The organism is Pseudonocardia sp. 2-7, assembly GCF_056341085.1.
Window position 1 is genome coordinate 56490 of record NZ_CP094507.1, and the last position, 17627, is coordinate 74116.

Annotated in this window: 16 protein-coding genes; 10 read left to right on the forward strand and 6 right to left on the reverse strand. The window is 74.1% G+C overall.

The genetic code is table 11. From position 1 onward, the window contains the following. Window positions 1–128 precede the first annotated feature (128 nt). From MTO91_RS00295 to MTO91_RS00305, 3 genes are all read right to left on the reverse strand, one after another. The gene (locus MTO91_RS00295) at window positions 129–872 is read right to left on the reverse strand and encodes an iron-sulfur cluster assembly protein (protein WP_062399118.1); all 744 of its coding nucleotides are present in this window, start codon (window positions 870–872) and stop codon (window positions 129–131) included. Then, window positions 869–1936, reverse strand: coding sequence for an amidohydrolase family protein (locus MTO91_RS00300; RefSeq protein ID WP_345647999.1), 1068 nt, complete (start codon window positions 1934–1936; stop codon window positions 869–871). The genes MTO91_RS00295 and MTO91_RS00300 overlap by 4 nt, the downstream gene beginning before the upstream one ends. An 83-nt stretch (window positions 1937–2019) precedes the next feature. Further along, window positions 2020–3048, reverse strand: a complete 1029-nt coding sequence (locus tag MTO91_RS00305; RefSeq protein WP_476653252.1) for an NAD(P)-dependent alcohol dehydrogenase — start codon at window positions 3046–3048, stop codon at window positions 2020–2022. 188 nt (window positions 3049–3236) lie between these two features. Between MTO91_RS00305 and MTO91_RS00310 the strand changes: the two genes are divergently transcribed. Genes MTO91_RS00310 through MTO91_RS00320 form a run of 3 tightly spaced genes read left to right on the forward strand, consistent with a single transcriptional unit; the run spans window position 3237 to window position 5801 of the window. After that, on the forward strand, window positions 3237–3692 hold the full coding sequence (locus MTO91_RS00310; RefSeq protein WP_083474440.1) for a DUF4442 domain-containing protein: 456 nt from the start codon (window positions 3237–3239) through the stop codon (window positions 3690–3692). 26 nt (window positions 3693–3718) lie between these two features. Then, entirely contained in the window at window positions 3719–4378 is a 660-nt protein-coding gene (locus MTO91_RS00315) for an NAD(P)H-binding protein (RefSeq protein ID WP_476653253.1), read from the forward strand. Window positions 4379–4397: 19 nt separating this feature from the next. Continuing rightward, entirely contained in the window at window positions 4398–5801 is a 1404-nt protein-coding gene (locus MTO91_RS00320; RefSeq protein ID WP_476653255.1) for a dihydrolipoyl dehydrogenase family protein, read from the forward strand. Window positions 5802–5909: 108 nt separating this feature from the next. Here MTO91_RS00320 and MTO91_RS00325 read toward each other — a convergent pair whose 3' ends face one another. Next, complete coding sequence (locus MTO91_RS00325; protein WP_161152047.1) at window positions 5910–6797, reverse strand: DUF6474 family protein; 888 nt, start codon at window positions 6795–6797, stop codon at window positions 5910–5912. Between the two features lie 156 nt (window positions 6798–6953). On the opposite strand from MTO91_RS00325, the gene MTO91_RS00330 reads away from it, so the two are divergent. Both MTO91_RS00330 and MTO91_RS00335 read left to right on the forward strand, forming a co-directional pair. After that, window positions 6954–8681 (forward strand): TM0106 family RecB-like putative nuclease, encoded by a 1728-nt coding sequence (locus MTO91_RS00330; RefSeq protein ID WP_476653256.1) that lies wholly within the window; start codon window positions 6954–6956, stop codon window positions 8679–8681. 39 nt (window positions 8682–8720) lie between these two features. After that, a complete protein-coding gene (locus MTO91_RS00335) occupies window positions 8721–10529 on the forward strand; it encodes a gamma-glutamyltransferase family protein (protein ID WP_476653257.1) in 1809 nt (602 codons plus the stop codon). A 69-nt stretch (window positions 10530–10598) separates the two neighbouring features. Here MTO91_RS00335 and MTO91_RS00340 read toward each other — a convergent pair whose 3' ends face one another. Continuing rightward, window positions 10599–13412 (reverse strand): MFS transporter, encoded by a 2814-nt coding sequence (locus tag MTO91_RS00340; RefSeq protein ID WP_476653259.1) that lies wholly within the window; start codon window positions 13410–13412, stop codon window positions 10599–10601. Between the two features lie 2 nt (window positions 13413–13414). Beyond that, window positions 13415–13900: a MarR family winged helix-turn-helix transcriptional regulator gene (locus tag MTO91_RS00345; protein WP_073573755.1), complete on the reverse strand. Its 486-nt coding sequence runs from the start codon at window positions 13898–13900 to the stop codon at window positions 13415–13417. Window positions 13901–14024: 124 nt separating this feature from the next. Between MTO91_RS00345 and MTO91_RS00350 the strand changes: the two genes are divergently transcribed. The 5 genes from MTO91_RS00350 (at window position 14025) to MTO91_RS00370 (ending at window position 17599) form a co-directional block, all read left to right on the forward strand. Next, a complete protein-coding gene (locus MTO91_RS00350) occupies window positions 14025–14306 on the forward strand; it encodes a DUF4326 domain-containing protein (RefSeq protein ID WP_073573834.1) in 282 nt (93 codons plus the stop codon). Further along, the gene (locus MTO91_RS00355) at window positions 14303–15550 is read left to right on the forward strand and encodes a cytochrome P450 (RefSeq protein WP_476653261.1); all 1248 of its coding nucleotides are present in this window, start codon (window positions 14303–14305) and stop codon (window positions 15548–15550) included. Before MTO91_RS00350 ends, MTO91_RS00355 begins: the two co-directional genes overlap by 4 nt. A gap of 53 nt (window positions 15551–15603) precedes the next feature. After that, entirely contained in the window at window positions 15604–16164 is a 561-nt protein-coding gene (locus MTO91_RS00360) for a cupin domain-containing protein (protein WP_100879138.1), read from the forward strand. 152 nt (window positions 16165–16316) lie between these two features. After that, a complete protein-coding gene (locus MTO91_RS00365; protein WP_301549056.1) occupies window positions 16317–16712 on the forward strand; it encodes a hypothetical protein in 396 nt (131 codons plus the stop codon). 8 nt (window positions 16713–16720) lie between these two features. Next, the gene (locus tag MTO91_RS00370; RefSeq protein WP_100879139.1) at window positions 16721–17599 is read left to right on the forward strand and encodes a DNA-formamidopyrimidine glycosylase family protein; all 879 of its coding nucleotides are present in this window, start codon (window positions 16721–16723) and stop codon (window positions 17597–17599) included. The last annotated feature ends 28 nt before the right edge of the window (window positions 17600–17627 follow it).

A 17627-nucleotide genomic window follows, 5' to 3' on the forward strand; every position in this document is an offset into this window, starting at 1 on the left:
GCGTGCCGTGACACGCGCGGACTGCGGGGATGCGCGCGGACTCCGGATCAGCGCGCGGACTCGGGGCGTGCACACGTCCGGGCCGCGTCCCTCGGTGAGGGGCGCGGCCCGGAGGTGGCGTGCGGTGGTCAGCGGCCGGCGGTCGCCGCCGTCCGGCCGGTCTCGTAGCGGATCTTCAACAGGCCCTTGCAGTACTCCCCGTTGGTCTCGATCCCGACCCGCTGCAACCGCGCGCGACGCAGGTGCAGCGGGACCTGCTCGACGGTCACCGCGGTGCCGTCGGAGTGGACCAGCAGCGGTGCGTCGTCGCCGGCGGGCAGGCCGATCGCCCTGCGGCGGGTCCGCATCCGGGTCAGCTCCTCGGTGTCGGCCTCGGTCCCGACCAGCTCGCCGAGCGTCAGCCCGGCCAGCTCGTCGGGTCCCCGGCCGGCGTCGACGAGCGGGCGGGCCACCCGGTCCTGGCCGGCCAGCGCGGCCTTGGCCAGGAACGTGTGCCGCAGCTCGTCGAGCTCGGCCGCGGCCTGCCCGTTGATCGAGCCCTCGAAGGACTTGACGAACCCGGCGTGCGCCGCGACCCCACCGTTGATCTCGTCGGAGGCGTGGTGGTCGGCCAGCGTCACCTCCGCCCTCGTCACTCCCGGTACCGCGGTCACCGCGTCGTAGGCGTCGGCGACCATCAGGAACGAGAAGTTCGGAGCGCAGAAGAACGTCGGCAGCCGGAGCCCGACGACGACCTCACCGGCGGGCGAGACCGACCACGACTCGACGAAGTCGAGCTCGGTGATCGGCTCGTCCAGCTCCGGGTCGAGCACCGTCCCCAGCGCGGACCACACGGCCTGCCGGAGCGGGCTCTCAGCAGGCCGCGGGGTCACGCCTGCGCCCCGGCCTTGTTGTCGACGAGCTCCTCGCCCGGGGCCATGGGCTCGTCGGCCGTGGTGTCGGGCAGCCGGCAGTCGGCCGGGACCTCCAGGTCGTAGAGCTTCGCCGCGTTGAGGCCGAGGATCTTCTTCTTCGACGCGGTGGTGAGGCGCGGGTAGTCGGCGAACTGGTCGTCGTCGGGCATCTGCCAGTCGACCAGGCCCTCGACCTGCCACTTCGGCGTCCAGATGTTGTAGTCGCTGCCGAAGGTCATCTTGTCCTCGCCGACCCAGAACAGCAGCTCGCCCATCACCTTGGCGAAGAACTTCGGGCGGGCGTGCATCAGGCCGCCGACGACGACCGACAGGCCGGCGTAGACGTTGGGCTCCTGCACCGCCATGAAGCAGAAGTCCTCGATGCGCGGCAGGCCGACGTGCTCGACGATGAAGTTCAGGCCCTGGAAGTCGGTGGCCGCGTGGTCGACGTCGGCGACGTCGAACGCGTCCTTGTCGAGCGGCCAGATCGTCGGGCCCTTGTGGACGTGGACGTTCTTGATGCCCAGCTCCTGGGCCCGCTCCAGGAAGCGGTAGCACTCCGGGTCGGTGAGCTTGAAGCCGCGGGAGCTGCCGTTCCACTCCGCGGTGTAGAGCTTCACGCCCTTGTGCTTGTACTTCGCGCAGTCCGCCTCGAACTGCTTCATGCCCTCGTCGCCGTCGCGCGGGTCGAAGCGCCCGTTGACGATGATCCGGTCGCCCCACTTCTCCAGCAGCGCCGCGTTCTGGTCGGCGGTGTTGAAGCCGTTCTTGTACCACTCCTTGAGGTACGTCGACTGGAAGACCACGTGGTCGACGTGGCCCTCGATGAAGACGTCGCGCTCGAAGTCGTCCTGCGAGACCTTGAGGTAGTGCTCCCAGTCCCAGTGGGTCTCGGGCGGGCCGAGCTGGTGGTAGCCGTAGAAGCAGTCGATCCAGCCCTTGGCGTACTGCTCGCGACCCTCGACCCAGTTCTCCCGGGAGGCGTCCCAGAAGTGGCTGTGGGAGTCGACGATGAAGTACTTCTCGCCGTCCTTCTCGTACATGTGGTTCCTCCTGCGTCAGCAGCTCTGCTGATCGGTGGTGGGTCAGGGAAAGAACGTTCGTCCTGTACGTACGTATGACTGAGTTACGGAACGAGGATCGCCCGGCCGCGGACCTTGCCCGCGTCCAGGTCGTGCAGGGCCTCCAGGGCCTGGTCGAGCTTGTACTGGACGGTGTGCAGCGTGACCTTCCCGGCCTGGGCCAGGACCATGAGCTCGGCGAGGTCGTTGTAGGTGCCGACGATGTTGCCGATGATGTTCTTCTCGCCGGCGACGAAGTCGAGGGTGGGGGCGGAGAGGTTGCCGCCGTAGCCGAGGACGAAGTTGTAGCCGGCCGGCCCGGTCATCGCCCAGGCGTCGTTCTCCGCGCCCTGCTCGGCGACGAAGTCGAAGACCACCGTGGCGCCGCCGCCGGTGAGCTCCTGGACGGCCTCGACCTGGTTCCCGTCGGCGACGACGGTCTCCTCCGCGCCGATATGCTTCGCCAGCTCGAGCGCGTCCGGGTTCTTGTCGACGACGATGATCTTGGTGGCGGTGAGCGCGGCGAGCGCCTGGATGCCGATGTGGCCGAGCCCGCCCGCACCCTGCACGACCGCGGTGGTGCCCGGGTACAGGAACGGGACCGCCTTGCGGACCGCGTGGTAGGCGGTGATGCCCGCGTCGGCGAGCGCGGCGACGTCGGCCGGGTTGGTGTCCGGGTTCAGCTTCACGCAGGACCGCGCGGTGGTGCGCAGGTACTCGGCCATGCCGCCGTCGTTGTTCGACAGGCCGGGGAAGAACGCGTCCCCGGTGCACTGCATGTCGCGCCCGTAGCGGCACATGGTGCACAGCCCGCACGACGGCTGCGGGTGCAGGATGACGGTGTCGCCGACCCGCACGTTCGTGACGCCGTCGCCGACCGCGTGCACCCAGCCCGCGTTCTCGTGGCCGATCACGTACGGCAGGTCGGGGTTCTGGATGTCGGCCCAGTCCCCGTCGATGATGTGGAGGTCGGTGCGGCACACGCCGGCACCGCCGATCTTGACGATGACGTCGAGCGGACCCTGGATCGTCGGTTCCGGGATGTCGTCGATCCGGGGGTCCTGCTTGTACGCGTGCACCCGCACGGCCTTCACTGGCGGTACCTCCGAGCCTCGGACGCGCGGCGTTGCGCATCGTGGTGGTGGGACTTGGTGTGCCTGCTGTCACACCGATCTCAACCCCGTTGTGCACGACGGACAAGGGGGTTCGTTCTCGCACAGCGAGAATCGTGAGGAAATGGGCGTCGCTTTCCTCGAAGGTTACCGACGAGTAGGGTCGGGTCATGGCTGATGACGCGAGCTGGGTGGCCGACGCGATGACGCAGGCGGTGCCGTGGGTGGGCACCGCCGGGATCACCTTCGGATCGATCACGACCGACCGGGTCGAGGCGTTCCTCCCCGACCGGTCCGACCAGCACAACCACGTCGGCGGGCCGCACGCCGCGGTCATGTTCGGACTGGGCGAGACCGCGTCCGGCGCGGTCGGCCTGGCCGCGTTCGCCTCGGCCGGGGACCGGGCCGTGCCGCTGGTCGTCCGGTCCGAGATCCGCTACCTCAAGCTCGCCAAGGGAGACCTCCGCGCCGAGGCGGTGCTGACCCGTCCGGCCGGTGAGGTGCTCGCCGAGCTCGACGCCGGGACGCGCCCGGAGTTCACCGTCGACGTCACCATCACCGACGCCCAGGGTGTGCAGACCGGGGCCATGACGATCGTCTGGACGCTCAAGCCGAACAGGCGGTGAGCAGCCGTCCGGCCTAGCGTGGCCGCATGAACGTGGTGATCGCCGGAGGACACGGACAGATCGCGCTGCGACTGTCCACACTGCTCACGGGTCAGGGACACACGGTGCGCTCAATCGTGCGCAACCCCGACCACACCGACGACGTGGCGGCCACCGGGGCGAGCCCGGTCGTGGCGGACCTGGAGAAGATCTCCGCGACGGACCTCGCGGGGCATCTGACCGGCGCCGACGCCGTCGTCTTCGCGGCGGGGGCCGGGCCGGACAGCGGCGTCGAGCGCAAGGAGACCGTCGACCGGGACGGCGCCACCCTGCTCGCCGACGCGGCCGCCGGGGCGGGCGTCCGCCGCTACCTGCTGGTCTCCTCACCCGGGGTCGACGCCGAGCCCGACCCCGAACGCGGCGAGGTGTGGGCCGCCTACATCCGCGCGAAGAAGGCCGCCGAGGACGCGATCCGCGCCGACACGCGCCTCGACGCGACGATCCTGCGGCCCGGGAGGCTCACGAACGACCCGGGCACCGGGCGCGTCACCCTGGCCCCGCCGCCGGTGGAGTACGGCGAGGTGACCCGCGACGACTCCGCCGCGGCCGTCGCCGCGCTGCTGGCCGCGCCGGGCACCGCGGGCACGACGCTGGAGCTGCGCGGCGGCGACACCGAGCTGGGTGACGCGGTCGCGGCCCTGGGGTGAGTGCGGAAGGGTCGGCCCCATGAGCGAGCAGAGCTACGACGTCGTCGTGATCGGGGCGGGCCCGGTCGGTGAGAACGCCGCGGGCTACGCGGTGGACGCCGGCCTGTCCGCGGTGCTGGTGGAGGCCGAGCTCCTCGGCGGGGAGTGCTCGTACTGGGCGTGCATCCCGTCGAAGGCGTTGCTGCGCACCCCGCAGGCCGTCGCCGACGCCCGGCGGCTGCCCGGCGTGCGGGCCGAGTTCGACCCGGCGAAGGTCTTCGAACGCCGCACGACGTTCACCTCCGACTGGGACGACAGCGGCCAGGTGCGGTGGGCCGAGGGCGCCGGCGCCGCCGTGCTGCGCGGCCGGGGCCGGCTGGCCGGGGAGAAGCGCGTCGTCGTGACCGCGGCCGACGGCACCGAGACCGTGGTGACCGCGCGCCACGCCGTCGTCGTCGCGACCGGCAGCGTGCCGGTCGTCCCGCACGTCGCGGGGCTGGACACGGTCGAGTACTGGGGCTCGCGCGAGGCGACCTCGGCGCGGGAGGTCCCGCGCCGGCTCGGCGTGCTCGGCGGCGGCGTCGTCGGCTGCGAGATGGCGCTGGCCCACGCCCGGCTGGGCGCGCAGGTCACGTTGTTCAACCACGGCGACCGGGTGCTGCCGGGCGCGGAGCCGCAGGCCTCCGAGCGGGTCGCGGCCGGGCTGCGGGAGGCCGGCGTCGACGTGCGGCTGGGTACCGGCCTGGACGAGGTGCGCCGGAACGGGGACGCGACGGTGCTGGTCGGCGGTGGGGACGAGGTCGAGGTGGACCGGCTGCTCGTCGCGACCGGGCGCCGTCCGGCCACCGACGGGCTCGACCTCGGCTCGGCCGGGGTGGGCCCCGGGCGGCGCGGCGAGATCGTCGTCGACGACTCGGGGCTCGCCGCGGGGGACTGGCTCTACGCCGTCGGCGACGTCAACGGGCGGGCCCCGCTCACCCACCAGGGCAAGTACCAGGCCCGGATCGCCGCGCACGCGATCGCCGCGCGCGCCGCGGGCCGCCCGCTCGACGACAACCCCTGGGGCGAGGACGCGGCGACCGCCGACCACCACGCGGTGCCCCAGGTCGTGTTCACCGACCCCGAGGTCGCCTGGGTGGGCCGGACCGCCGCGACCGCCCGCGCCGAGGGGCTCGACGTGCGGGTGGTCGACATGGACATCGCCGTCGCCGGGTCCTCGCTCACCGCGGACGACTGGTCCGGCCGGGTGGTCGCCGTCGTCGACCCGCGGCGCGAGGTGCTGCTCGGGGTCACGTTCGTCGGGCCCGGGGTCGCCGAGCTGCTGCACGCGGCGACGGTCGCCGTGGTCGGTGAGGTGCCGCTGGCCCGGCTGTGGCACGCCGTGCCCGCGTTCCCCACGATCAGCGAGGTGTGGCTGCGGCTGCTGGAGACCTACCGCGCTTAGCGCAGGCGGAGCGCGCATCGGTACCGCGCGTAGCGCAGGCGGAGCGCGCATCGGTACCGCGCGGGCCGACCGTCTCCGTGGGCCCGGGGCCGGGCCCACGGAGACGGGTCAGGAGCGGACGCCCAGGTGGTCGAGCAGGCGGACCTCGATGCGGTCCAGGTCGGCGGACACCGTGCGGTACGCGGCCTTGCGGCGGGCGGCCGGCATGTTCTCCGCGGCCCGGACGGCGGCGGCGAGGTCGTGCAGCCGCGGCTCGGTCTCGTCGGCGAACCGCTTCGCGGCCTGGTCGCGCTCGACGGTCCCGTCCTCGCGCAGCTCGGTGATGGTGCGCGCGATCCGGGACAGCCGCGCGTGCAGCCGTCCGCCGGGACCGGAGTAGCCGCCCAGCTCGTCCGGGGACACGCCGAGTCGGCGGGAACGGTGGTCGTCGAGGCGGTGGCGCAGCGATCCGGCCGCGGCCATCGCGTACGGCGCCAGCAGCGGCGCGACGATCTTCGCCACGCCCAGGTACCGCTGGACCTTCTTGGCGTTCCACTCGCGGGCGGCGCGGTCCCGCTCGGCCTGCTTGGCGGCCAGGTTCTCGCTCTTGAGCCTGCCCTTCTCCGCGGCGCGCGCGGCCTTCGCCTCGGCCTTGCGGGCGCCGGCGTCGGCCTTCGCCGCCGCCTTGGCGACCTTCCGGTCGGCCGAGCGGGCCTTGAGGTCGGCCGAGCTCAGCAGGCTGTTCGCGGTGGCGGTGCCCTCGCCGACGGCGCGACGCGTGCTGCGCGCGGCCCGGCGGCCCGCCTTCTCCGCCCGCCGGGACGCCGCCTCGGCCTTCTTCCGGGCCTTCACCGCGCGCTGGTGCAGCTTCTCGGCGGCCCTGTCGGCGGTCTCGCGGGTGTACTCGAGGGTCTGGACCGTGGCCGACTGCACCCGTTCCGACGCGTCGACCGCCGCCTCCCTGGTCGCCGCCGCGGCGCGCTCGCCCGCGCTCGGCTTCCTGCGCAGCAGTCCCATGTCGTGTCCTCCCGGGTCGGCTCGGCAGATGATCGCCGTGTCGACGCAGCCTAGGGCCCCGCCCACCGCACGCGCAGGACCGACACCACCCGGGTGGGGGAACGGGGCGTCACGCGGATCCGTTCCTGTCGGGGGTGGTCTCTACCCTCGGGAGCCGTGAGCACCTCGACCGGACCGCGTACCGCACCCCGTGTCCTGCTGGACGCGGCGGCGCTGAGCGGGTGCCGCCGCCGGGTGCACCTGGACCACGACCCGTCGGCGGCGGAACGGCCGCGGGCGCTCCCGGACCCGGCGATCGAGCAGCGCCGGGCCGACGCGGCGGCGCACCGGGTGCGGATCGGCGAGCTGCTCGCGCGCACCTGGGGGGCGGACTGGGCGAGCACCTGGCCGGACGGCGCGGCCGGGCCGACCGGGACCGGCGCCGGTCCGCGGGCGGCTCGGGCGGAGCGCACGGCCGAGCTCGTCGCGGCCGGTGCACCGCTGGTCTGGGGTGCGGTACTGCCCGTCGACGGCGACCGGCGCGGCACCGCGGAGCTGCTCGTGCGCACGCCCACCGGGGGCTACGTCCCGCTGCTCGTCGTGCGCCGCCGGATCACCGATCCGGGCGAGGGCGCGCGCACCACCGCCGTCACCGACCCGTGGCCGCAGCGTGCCCGGCACGACCCGGACCGCAAGGTCCGCTCCCAGCCGCGCGACCTGTTGGCCCTGGCCCAGCTGACCCGGCTGCTGGAGGCCGCGGGCTGGGCGCCGCCGGAGTCGGCCCCGCGGCTCGGCGGGGTGATCGGGCTGGACGCCGACGTGGTCGTCTGGCACGACCTGCGGGCCGGGCACTGGCCCGGCGGGCGGTCCACGCTGGAGGAATACGACGCGCGGTTCACCGACCGGGCCGCCGTCGCCCGGGCCGCGGCGACCGGCGGGCCCGCGCTCGCGGCGCCGTCGCGGATCACCGAGTGCCGCCGCTGCCCCTGGTGGCCGACGTGCGAGGCCGAGCTGGAGCAGGTCGACGACGTCAGCCTGGTCGCCCACGGCGAGACGGCGCGGCTGCTGCGGGAGTCGGGCGTCGCGACCGTCGCGGGACTGGCCGCGCTGGACCCGGCGGACCCGCCCGCCGAGCTGACCGGCCCCCTGCCCGGGCCGCCGTTCACCGACCTCGTGGCGCTGGCCCGTGCACGCCGCCGGGGACTCGCCGTCGCCCGCCGGGTGCCGCGGGTGCCGGTCACGCGCGCCGACGTCGAGGTCGACGTCGACATGGAGAGCTTCGGCGAGTCCGGGGCCTACCTGTGGGGTGCGCTGCTGACGCTGCCCGGCGGTGCCCGTGACGGGGACCCGGAGCCCGGCTACCGGGCGTTCGCGACCTGGGACCCGCTGCCCACCCGCGACGAGGGGCGCTCGTTCGGGGAGTTCTGGACGTGGTTCGCGGGCCTGCGCGCCGCCACGCTCGCGTCCGGGCGCACGTTCGCCGCCTACTGCTACAACGAGCAGGCCGAGAACCGCTGGATGATCGCCTCGGCGCAGCGGTTCGCCGGGATGCCCGGGGTACCGACCGAGGCCGAGGTGCGCGCGTTCGTCGCGGACCCGTGCTGGGTGGACCTCTACGGCGTGGTCTCCACCTGGTTCCTGTGCTCGCAGGGCAAGGGGCTGAAGAAGATCGCTCCCGCCGCCGGGTTCTCCTGGCGGGACCCGGAGGCGGGTGGGGAGAACTCCATGCGCTGGTACCGCGACGCCGTCGCGCTCGACGGCGGCGAGCCCGACCCGGTCCAGCGGGAGCGGCTGCTGGGCTACAACACCGACGACGTGCTGGCCACCCACGCGCTGCGCGAGTGGATGTCCTCGGACCGGGTGCTGGAGGTCCCGCTGGTGAGCGAGCTGCGCGACCTCGCCTGAGGTCCGCGGGTCACACGCGAGCGTGTGAGGATCCGGGTCGTGGCACCCAGAGGACACGACCGGATCGGGCCGCACGGCGCGGTCAGCAGCACCCACCATCTCGGCACCGCCGCCGCGGCCACGGTGCTGGCGCGGGGCGGGAACGCCTTCGACGCCGCCGTCGCCTGCGGGTTCGTGCTGCAGGTGGTCGAGCCGCACCTGTGCGGGCCCGGAGGTGAGCTGCCCGCCGTGTTCGTCACCGCGGCCGACCCCGTCCCGCGGGTGCTGTGCGCCCAGGGCGTGGCACCGGCCGCCGCGACGGCCGACCGGCTGCGCGACCTGGGCCTCACGATCGTCCCCGGCACCGGCCTGCTCCCGGCGACGGTCCCCGGGGCCTGGGAGGGCTGGCTGACCCTGCTCCGCGATCACGGCACCTGGGAGCTCGCCGATGTCCTCGCACCGGCGCTCGGCTACGCCGCGGGCGGGTTCCCGCTGGTCCCGCGGGTGCCCGCGGCCATCGGCACGGTCGCCGACCACTTCCGCACGCACTGGCCGTCGTCGGCGGCGACCTGGCTGCCCGACGGCCGGGTCCCCGCCGCGGGCGAGCTGGTGCGGCTGCCCGTGCTGGCCGCGACCTGGCGCCGGCTGCTCGACGAGGCCGTCGGCCCGAGCCGGGAGGCGCGGATCGACGCCGCCCGCGACGCCTGGTACCGCGGGTTCGTCGCCGAGGAGATCGGCCGGATCGCCGCGACCCCGGTCCGGGACGAGACCGGGCGCGACCACACCGGTCTGCTCACCGCCGACGACCTGGCCGGCTGGTCGGCGCACTACGAGGACGCGCTCGTCGCCGACGCCGGGGCCGGCTGGTCGGTCGCGAAGTGCGGCCCGTGGTCGCAGGGACCGGTCCTGCTGCAGCAGCTGCGGCTGCTGGCGGGCCTGGACCTGGAGCTGCCCGGCGGTGTCGCGACCCTCGACACGGTGCACGCCGCCGCCGAGGCCGCGAAGCTCGCCTTCGCCGACCGGGAGGCCTGGTACGGCGACGGCGCGACCCCCGACCTGCTCGCCGACCTGCTCTCCGACGCCTATACCGACGACCGGCGGGGCCTGATCGGCCCGGCCTCGGACGGCGGGCTGCGACCCGGCGCGCCGGGCGGACGCACGCCGCGGATCGGGGACTACGCGGCGACCCCGGGCGCCGGGCGCGGCTCCGGGACGGAGGGGCCGGGCACCGGCGAGCCGACGGTGTCGCGGGACGGCGTCGCCCGCGGGGACACGGTGCACGTCGACGTCGTCGACGCCGCCGGGAACATGATCTCGGTGACGCCGTCGGGGGGCTGGCTGCAGTCGTCACCGACGATCCCGGCGCTGGGCTTCTGCCTCGGCACCCGCGGCCAGATGTTCTGGCTGGAGGAGGGGCTCGCGAGCACGCTGGCGCCCGGGCGGATGCCGCGCACGACGCTGTCGCCGTCGCTGGCGCTGCGCGACGGCGAGCCCGCGCTCGCCTTCGGGACGCCCGGTGGGGACCAGCAGGACCAGTGGCAGCTCGCCTTCCTGCTCGCACTGATGCACGGCGTGCTGGACCTGCAGGCCGCGATCGACGCGCCGACCTGGCACTCGACGGCGTTCCCCGCGTCCTTCGCGCCGCGCGGCTGGGAGCCGCACGGGCTCGTCGTCGAGTCGCGGCTCGGGGCCGGCACCCTCGCCGGTCTGACCCGTCGCGGGCACGTCGTGGAGGACGCGGGTGCCTGGGCCCTGGGCCGGATGTGCGCGGTCGGGACCGGGGTCGCCGTCCCGGGCGGCGGCGGGCGGGGGACGCTGCACGCCGCGGTCGACCCGCGGTCGGGGGTGGGCGCGGCGATCGCGCTGTAGACGCCGAACGCCCCGGCCCTCCCGTGACGGGGGAGCCGGGACGTTCCACGTGGAACACGGACGGGTGGGTCAGCGGTGCGCCTCGCCCCGCAGACCCTGCTCGCCCTCCCGGACGTGCCGGCCGTTCTGCAGCCCGTTGCCGTCGACCGTCGGGGACGCGGCGCCGTTCCTGGACGCCTGCCCGTCGAGCGGGAGCGGGAACTCCACGTCGGAGTGGGTCACCCGGCCCGGCTCGAGAGCGACCACGTTCGCGACCGGGGCGTAGCCGCTGGTCGCGAGGGTGTAGCTGCCCGCGGGCAGGCCCTCGAACGCGAAGGTCCCGTCCGGGCCGGACAGCCGCGACCCGACGACGGCGCCCTCGGCGTCGATCAGCGTGGCCAGTGCGTGCGCCACCGGGTGCCCGTCGGGCGCCGCGGTGACCCGGCCGGTGAGCCGGGAGCGCTGCGGCAGCCGCAGGTCCTGGACCGCCGTGCCGGAGCCGGGCACCTCGACGCCGACCGCCACCGGGTCGACGCCCTCGCCGGCGGCGGTGAGCGTGTAGCGCCCGGCCGGGACGCCGTCGAGCGCCCAGCGGCCGCCCTCACCGGATCGGCCTGCCGCGGCGACGTCGCCGCCGTGGTCGATCAGCGAGACGGTGACCCCGGGCAGTGGCGTGCCCGCGGCGTCGAGCACGGTGCCGCGGATGCCGCTGCTGACCGACAGCCGCACGTCGTGGCGGACCGGATCGGTGCCGACCGAGACCGTGGCGGCGTGCGGCGGCAGCGCCGCCGAGGCCGCCACCACCAGGAAACGTCCGGGCTGGTCGACGGTGATGCGGTAGTGGCCGTCGTCGTCGGTCGTGGTGCGACCGACCTGGTCGCCGGACAGCCGGGTGACGGTGACGACCGCCCCGGGGACCGGCGCGCCGGCGCCGCCCTGGACCCGTCCGGTGACGGCCGGGCCGTCGCCGCCCGTGGAGGGCAGGTGGTCCAGGCCCGCGGCCGCGGCGGCGTCACCGACGGTGCCGTTGTGCGGACGCGGCTGGGGCTTCGGCCGGGGCGCCGGGTGCGGCGGCTCCTGCCGGGCGACGACGGGCAGCGGCGTGGTGGGCGGCGCGATGTCCGCTCCGCGCCCACCGCCGTCGACCCGCCCGGCCGGGGCGGGGGCCGGGGCGACCGTCCCGAGCGCCTCGGTCGGGACCGACGCGGCGGCGGCACCCTCGCCCGCGGCCTCGGCCCGGGCGGCCTGCGCACCGGACATGGTGCGCAGCGGCAGCTCCTTGACGAACAGCACCAGGACGAAGGCCACCGCGATCACGCAGGCCGCGATGAGGAACGCCAGCGTCATCGCGCTGGTGAAGCCCTCCTGGAACGGTGCGGCCAGCCGCGGGTCGATCCGCTGCAGGAAAGAGGAGTCGGCCAGCACCGAGGTGGACAGGCCGCCGGCCTGACCGGACTGCAGCGCCCCGACGACCTGCGCGTTGGCCGGGTCGGTCGCGACGGCGGGGTCGGTCAGCGCGGCCCGGAACGAGCTCGTGCCGAGCGCGGCGCGGATGGCGTCGGCGATCTTGTCGCCGGCGGTGGAGAACACCACCGACAGGAAGATCGCGGTGCCCAGCGTGCCGCCCATCTGCCGGAAGAACGTCACCGAGGAGGTGGTGACACCCATGTCGCGGGCGGGCATCGCGTTCTGCACGGCGAGCACGAGGGTCTGCATGCACAGACCCAGGCCGAGACCCAGCAGGGCCATGGTCAGGTCGAGCTGCCAGATCGGGATCGACGGCGTGACGGTCTGCCACAGCAGCACCATCGCGATCGTGATGAACGCGGTGCCGATCACCGGGAAGATCTTGTAGCGGCCGGTGCGGGAGGTCAGCTGGCCGGAGAGGATCGACGCGACCATGATCCCGCCGACCAGCGGCAGCATCATGAAGCCGGCCTCGATGGGCGTCGCGCCGTGCACGATCTGCAGGAACTGCGGCAGCAGCGCGATGCCGCCGAACATCGCCATACCGATGAGCAGGTTGAGCACCGCGGACAGCGAGAAGATGCCGGTGCGGAACAGCCGCAGCGGCAGCAGCGCGGCGTCGCCGTAGGCACGCTCGGCCAGCAGGAACAGCAGCAGGCCGACGCCACCGATGACGTAGCAGACGATCGACGAGGTGGAGCCCCAGCCCCACTCGCGGCCCTGCTCGGCGACGATCAGCAGCGGCACCAGGCACAGCGCCAGCGCCAGCGCGCCGGGCCAGTCGATCCGTGCGGGCCGCGGGACGTGCGGGATGTTCAGCACCCGCTGGACGACGACCAGCGCGACGAGCCCGATGGGCACGTTGACCAGGAAGATCCAGCGCCACCCGTCGATGCCGACGATGGTGTCCACACCGGACAGCAGGCCGCCGATGACCGGGCCGATCACGCTCGAGGTGCCGAACACGGCCAGGAAGAAGCCCTGGTACCGGGCACGTTCGCGCGGCGGCACGATGTCGCCGAGGATCGTCAGCGCCAGCGACATCAGGCCGCCGGCGCCGAGGCCCTGCAGCGCGCGGAACGCGGCCAGGGAGTACATCGACCAGGCCAGGGTGCAGGCCACGGACCCGATCAGGAAGATCGTGATCGCGGTCATGAACAGCGGCTTGCGGCCGAAGATGTCGGAGAGCTTGCCGTACAGCGGCGTGGTGATGGTGCTGGTGATGAGGAAGGCCGTCGTCGCCCACGCCTGCAGGTTGAGGCCCGACAGGTCGTCGGCGATGGTGCGGATCGCGGTCGAGACGACCGTCTGGTCCAGGGCGGCCAGGAACATGCCCAGCATCAGTCCACCCAGGACGGTCAGGATCTGCCGGTGCGTCAGCTCGCCGTCGCCGGAGGTGGCGACGGGGCGCTGCGCACTGGCGGCAGCGGTGGACATTCTCAGGACTCCTGTGCTTCGAAGGTCTGGTAGTCGTCGAGGAAGCGGCCGAGCAGTCCGGTGAGGGCCTGCCGGTCGTCGGGGCTCCACGCGGCCAGCACGGTGGCGATGACGTGCGCGCGACGGCGTCGCTCGGTCTCGATCACGCGGACGCCCTCGTCCGTCGCGGCGAGGAGGGAGGCGCGCCCGTCGCCGGGGTCGGCGCGCCGCTCGATGAGACCCGCCTTGACCAGGCCGGACACCTGTCGGCTGATCGTGGAGGGGTCGGAGTGGAAGGTGGCGGCGACCTCGCCGGCCCGTTGCGGGCCGCCGAAGTGGAGATGGGCCAGCACGTGGTACGCGGCCATGTCGACGATCATCTCGGGGCGGTGCCGTTCACCGGACCGCTTCACCTGGCGGACCAGCAGGAACAGCTCCCGGACGATCGAGTCGGCGAGCTCCAGGTCGGCGTCGGCGGGCTCGGCGGCGGCAGCGTGTGCGGTGCTCATCGCGGACCCCCTCTCGGTAGTGCATGTATCACGCAACTAGTTGACTTGCGCAAGCATGCGCCGATGCGTTGCGCAATGCAAAGCGATTGGCCGTGAGCTGCGCCACCTGATTACGGTGCGGTTCGTGAGCACTCCACAGCGGATCCGGCTGCGTCGCACGAAGGGGTGGCGCAAACCCGACGGCGCGGTGCTCGTCACCCGGCCCGGACCGTGGGGCAACCCCTTCGACGTGCGTGAGATGGGGCGGGCACCGGCCATCGCCGCGCACCGCCGCTGGCTGCTCGACGAGCGCCCCGACCTGGTCGAACGGGCCCGGGTCGAGCTCGCGGGCAAGGACCTGTGCTGCTGGTGCGCCGAGGACGTGCCCTGCCATGCGGACACGCTGATCGAGGTGGCGAACCGGTGAGCGGCCCCGATGGGGTCGACCCGGTCGGGATCGACACCGATGTGTTCGACCCGCGCGTGTTCGCCCGCGGGGTGCCGCACGATGCGCTGCGGCTGCTGCGCGACGCCGCGCCCGTCTCCTGGCAGGACGAGCACGCCGTCGGCCCGTGGCCGGCCGGACCCGGGTTCTGGGCCGTCACCCGCTACGACGACGTGCGGCACGTCCTGCGCAGCCCGGCCGACTACTCGTCGTCGCTCGGGGCGACGCAGATCCGCGACCCCGACCCGGCCGACCTGCCGTTCCTGCGCCGGATGGTGCTCAACATGGACCCGCCGGAGCAGGCCCGGCTGCGGACGCTGGTCACCGGGGCGTTCACGCGTCGCCGGCTGGAGGGGTTCGCCGCCGCGGTGCAGCGCCGCGCCGACGCGCTCCTGGACGCCGTGCGCGACGACGGCGGCTGCGAGCTCGTCGGGCGGGTCACCGACGAGTTCCCGCTGCAGAACCTGTCCGACCTGCTCGGCGTGCCGGTCGAGGACCGCCCGATGCTGCTGCACTGGACGAACCGGGTGATCGGCTACCAGGACCCGGACCACGCGGCCGAGGGTCCACCGGTGAACCCGCGCTCCCCGGCCGCGCTGGCCGACATGTTCGGCTACGCCGACGCCCTCGCCGAGCGCAAGCGCGCCGAGCCCGGCGACGACGTCATGACCGCACTGGTGCACGCCGAGGTCGACGGTCGCGCACTCACCGGACCCGAGCTGCACATGTTCTTCTTCCTGCTGGTCATCGCGGGCAACGACACGGTGCGCAGCGCGCTGCCGGGCGGGGTGCTCGCGCTCGTCGGGCACCCCGACGCCTACGCCCGCCTGCGCACGGAACCGGGGCTGCTGCCGTCGGCGATCGAGGAGATCCTGCGCTGGCACCCGCCGGTGCTGACGTTCCGCCGGACCGCCACCCGCGACCACGTCCTGAACGGGGCGGAGATCGCGGCGGGGGACAAGGTCGTCGTCTACCACTGCTCGGCGCACCGCGACGAGCGCCGCTTCGCCGACCCGGACACCTTCGACATCACCCGCTCCCCGAACGAGCACCTGGCGTTCGGGCAGGGGCCGCACCTGTGCCTGGGCGCGCACTTCGCCCGGATGCAGATGCGGGCCTTCCTCACCGCGTTCCTGCGCCTGCCGCCGGCCCGGCTCGACGGGGAGGTGCGCCGCCTGACCTCCAACTTCATCAACGGGACGACCCGGCTGCCGCTCGCGTGGTGATCGGCCACTAGCGTGCGGTGCGATCACGCATCGCGCCCGGAGGGACACCGCCCGTGCCGCTCGCCCGTCACCTTCTCGGACCGGCCCTGCTGGTCGCGACCGCCGCCCTGCTCGCGGGGTGTGCCCAGCCGGGGCAGCTCGGCCACGAGTCCGACGCCGCACCCTCCGACGGGACGACCGTCGAGATCGTCCCGGCCGACCGGTCCGCGGCGCCGACCACCTCCGCGGCCGCCCCCGGTGGCCCCGAGGTCCCCGGTGTGACCGCGGCCCAGGCGGGTTCCGACGCGGTGGGTCGCCTGGACCGCCCCGTCGACATCTCCACGCCCGGCCCCGCCGAGCTTCTCGTGCGCACCGAGGTGCTGCAGCCGGGCCAGGCGAGCGGCTGGGTCCGCCACCCCGGCACGGTGATCACCGTCGTGCGGTCCGGCACGGTGACCGTGCAGCGCGCCGACTCCTGCGAGCCGCGCCCGTTCGGCCCGGGGGAGGCGTTCTTCCTGGAGGACGGCAGGCCCAACGAGCTGCGCAACGACGGCCCGGACCCGGTCGTGCTGACCCGCTCGGAGCTGCTGGCCCCCGGCGCCCCGGAACGCGAGCCCGTCGAACCCGCCTGCTGAGGCCCCGCGCGGCCCCGCACCGCCGGGTGGCCCGCGCGCGGGTACTCGGTTCTGTCGGCCCCCTGTGGGAACATCGTGAGCGGTACCGGGGCAGGGGAGCGGACACCTTGACGACGAAGACGGTCATCGCGGCGGACTACCGTGAATGGCAGGTGAGCCGGCGGATCGAGTGGACCACGCCGGCGGTCGGTGACGAGTTCGAGCACGACGTCGACGCGGGTAACGGCGCGGTCGTGCTGATCCTCGGCACGCTGGTGTTCTTCTGGCTGGTCCTCGTCGTCTGGGTGCCCGGCGGGGTGGTCTTCCCCTGGTTCTACTGGCTCGTCGTCATCGTCGGACTGGGTTTCTTCCCGTTCCGCTGGCTGCTGCGCAGGCCGTTCACGATCACCGCGAAGACCCAGGGCGGCTACGACCTGCCCCCGGAGAAGTGGACGGGCATGGTGCGCGGGCTCGCCACCGCACGCGAGGAGACCAAGGTGGTCGTGCGCAGCCTCAAGAACCGCTCGACGCCCGGCCACGCGGACAGCCCGCTGCAGCCGATCAACTAGGAGTCGCGGTGCCCGAACTGCCCGAGGTGGAGGCCCTGGCCCACCACCTGCGTGAGCACGCCGTGTACCGCCCGGTGGCCCGGGTGGACCTGGCCTCGATGAGCGCGCTGAAGACGTTCGACCCACCGGTGTCGGCGCTGGTGGGCCGGGTGGTGACCGGGGCGTCGCGGTTCGGGAAGTTCCTGTCGGTCGACTTCGACGACCGCCCCGACACCGGCCCGCTGCACCTGGTCACGCACCTGTCCCGGGCCGGCTGGCTGCGCTGGCACACCACGGCGGGCGTCACCCCGCCCAAGCCGGGCCGCGGCCCGTTGCAGCTGCGGGTTCACCTCGACCAGGTCGGCGGGCCGGGCTTCGACCTCACCGAGCAGGGCACCCAGAAGCGGCTCGCCGTGTACCTGGTGGAGGACCCGGCGCAGGTCCCGGGCATCGCGAAGCTGGGGCCGGACGCGCTGGAGCTGGGCCGGGCCGGTCTCGACGAGCTGCTCGACGGTGACAACCGCAGGCTCAAGACGCTGCTGGTCGACCAGTCCACGCTCGCCGGCATCGGCAACGCCTACTCCGACGAGATCCTGCACACCGCGCGCCTGTCGCCCTACGCCACGGCGTCCCGGCTCGACGCCGCCGCCCGGGACACCCTGTTCGAGTCGCTGCACGCCGTGCTGTCCGACGCGGTGGCCCGCTCGGTCGGCCAGGGCGCCGCGGAGCTCAAGGGGGAGAAGCGCTCCGGGCTGCGGGTGCACGCCCGCACCGGGCTGCCCTGCCCGGTCTGCGGCGACACCGTGCGCGAGGTGTCGTTCGCGGAGAGATCGTTCCAGTACTGTCCGACCTGCCAGACCGGGGGGAAACCGCTCGCCGACCGCCGCCTGTCCCGGTTGGTGCGCTAGTGGCGGGCGCGGGAACGGGGGTGCTCGC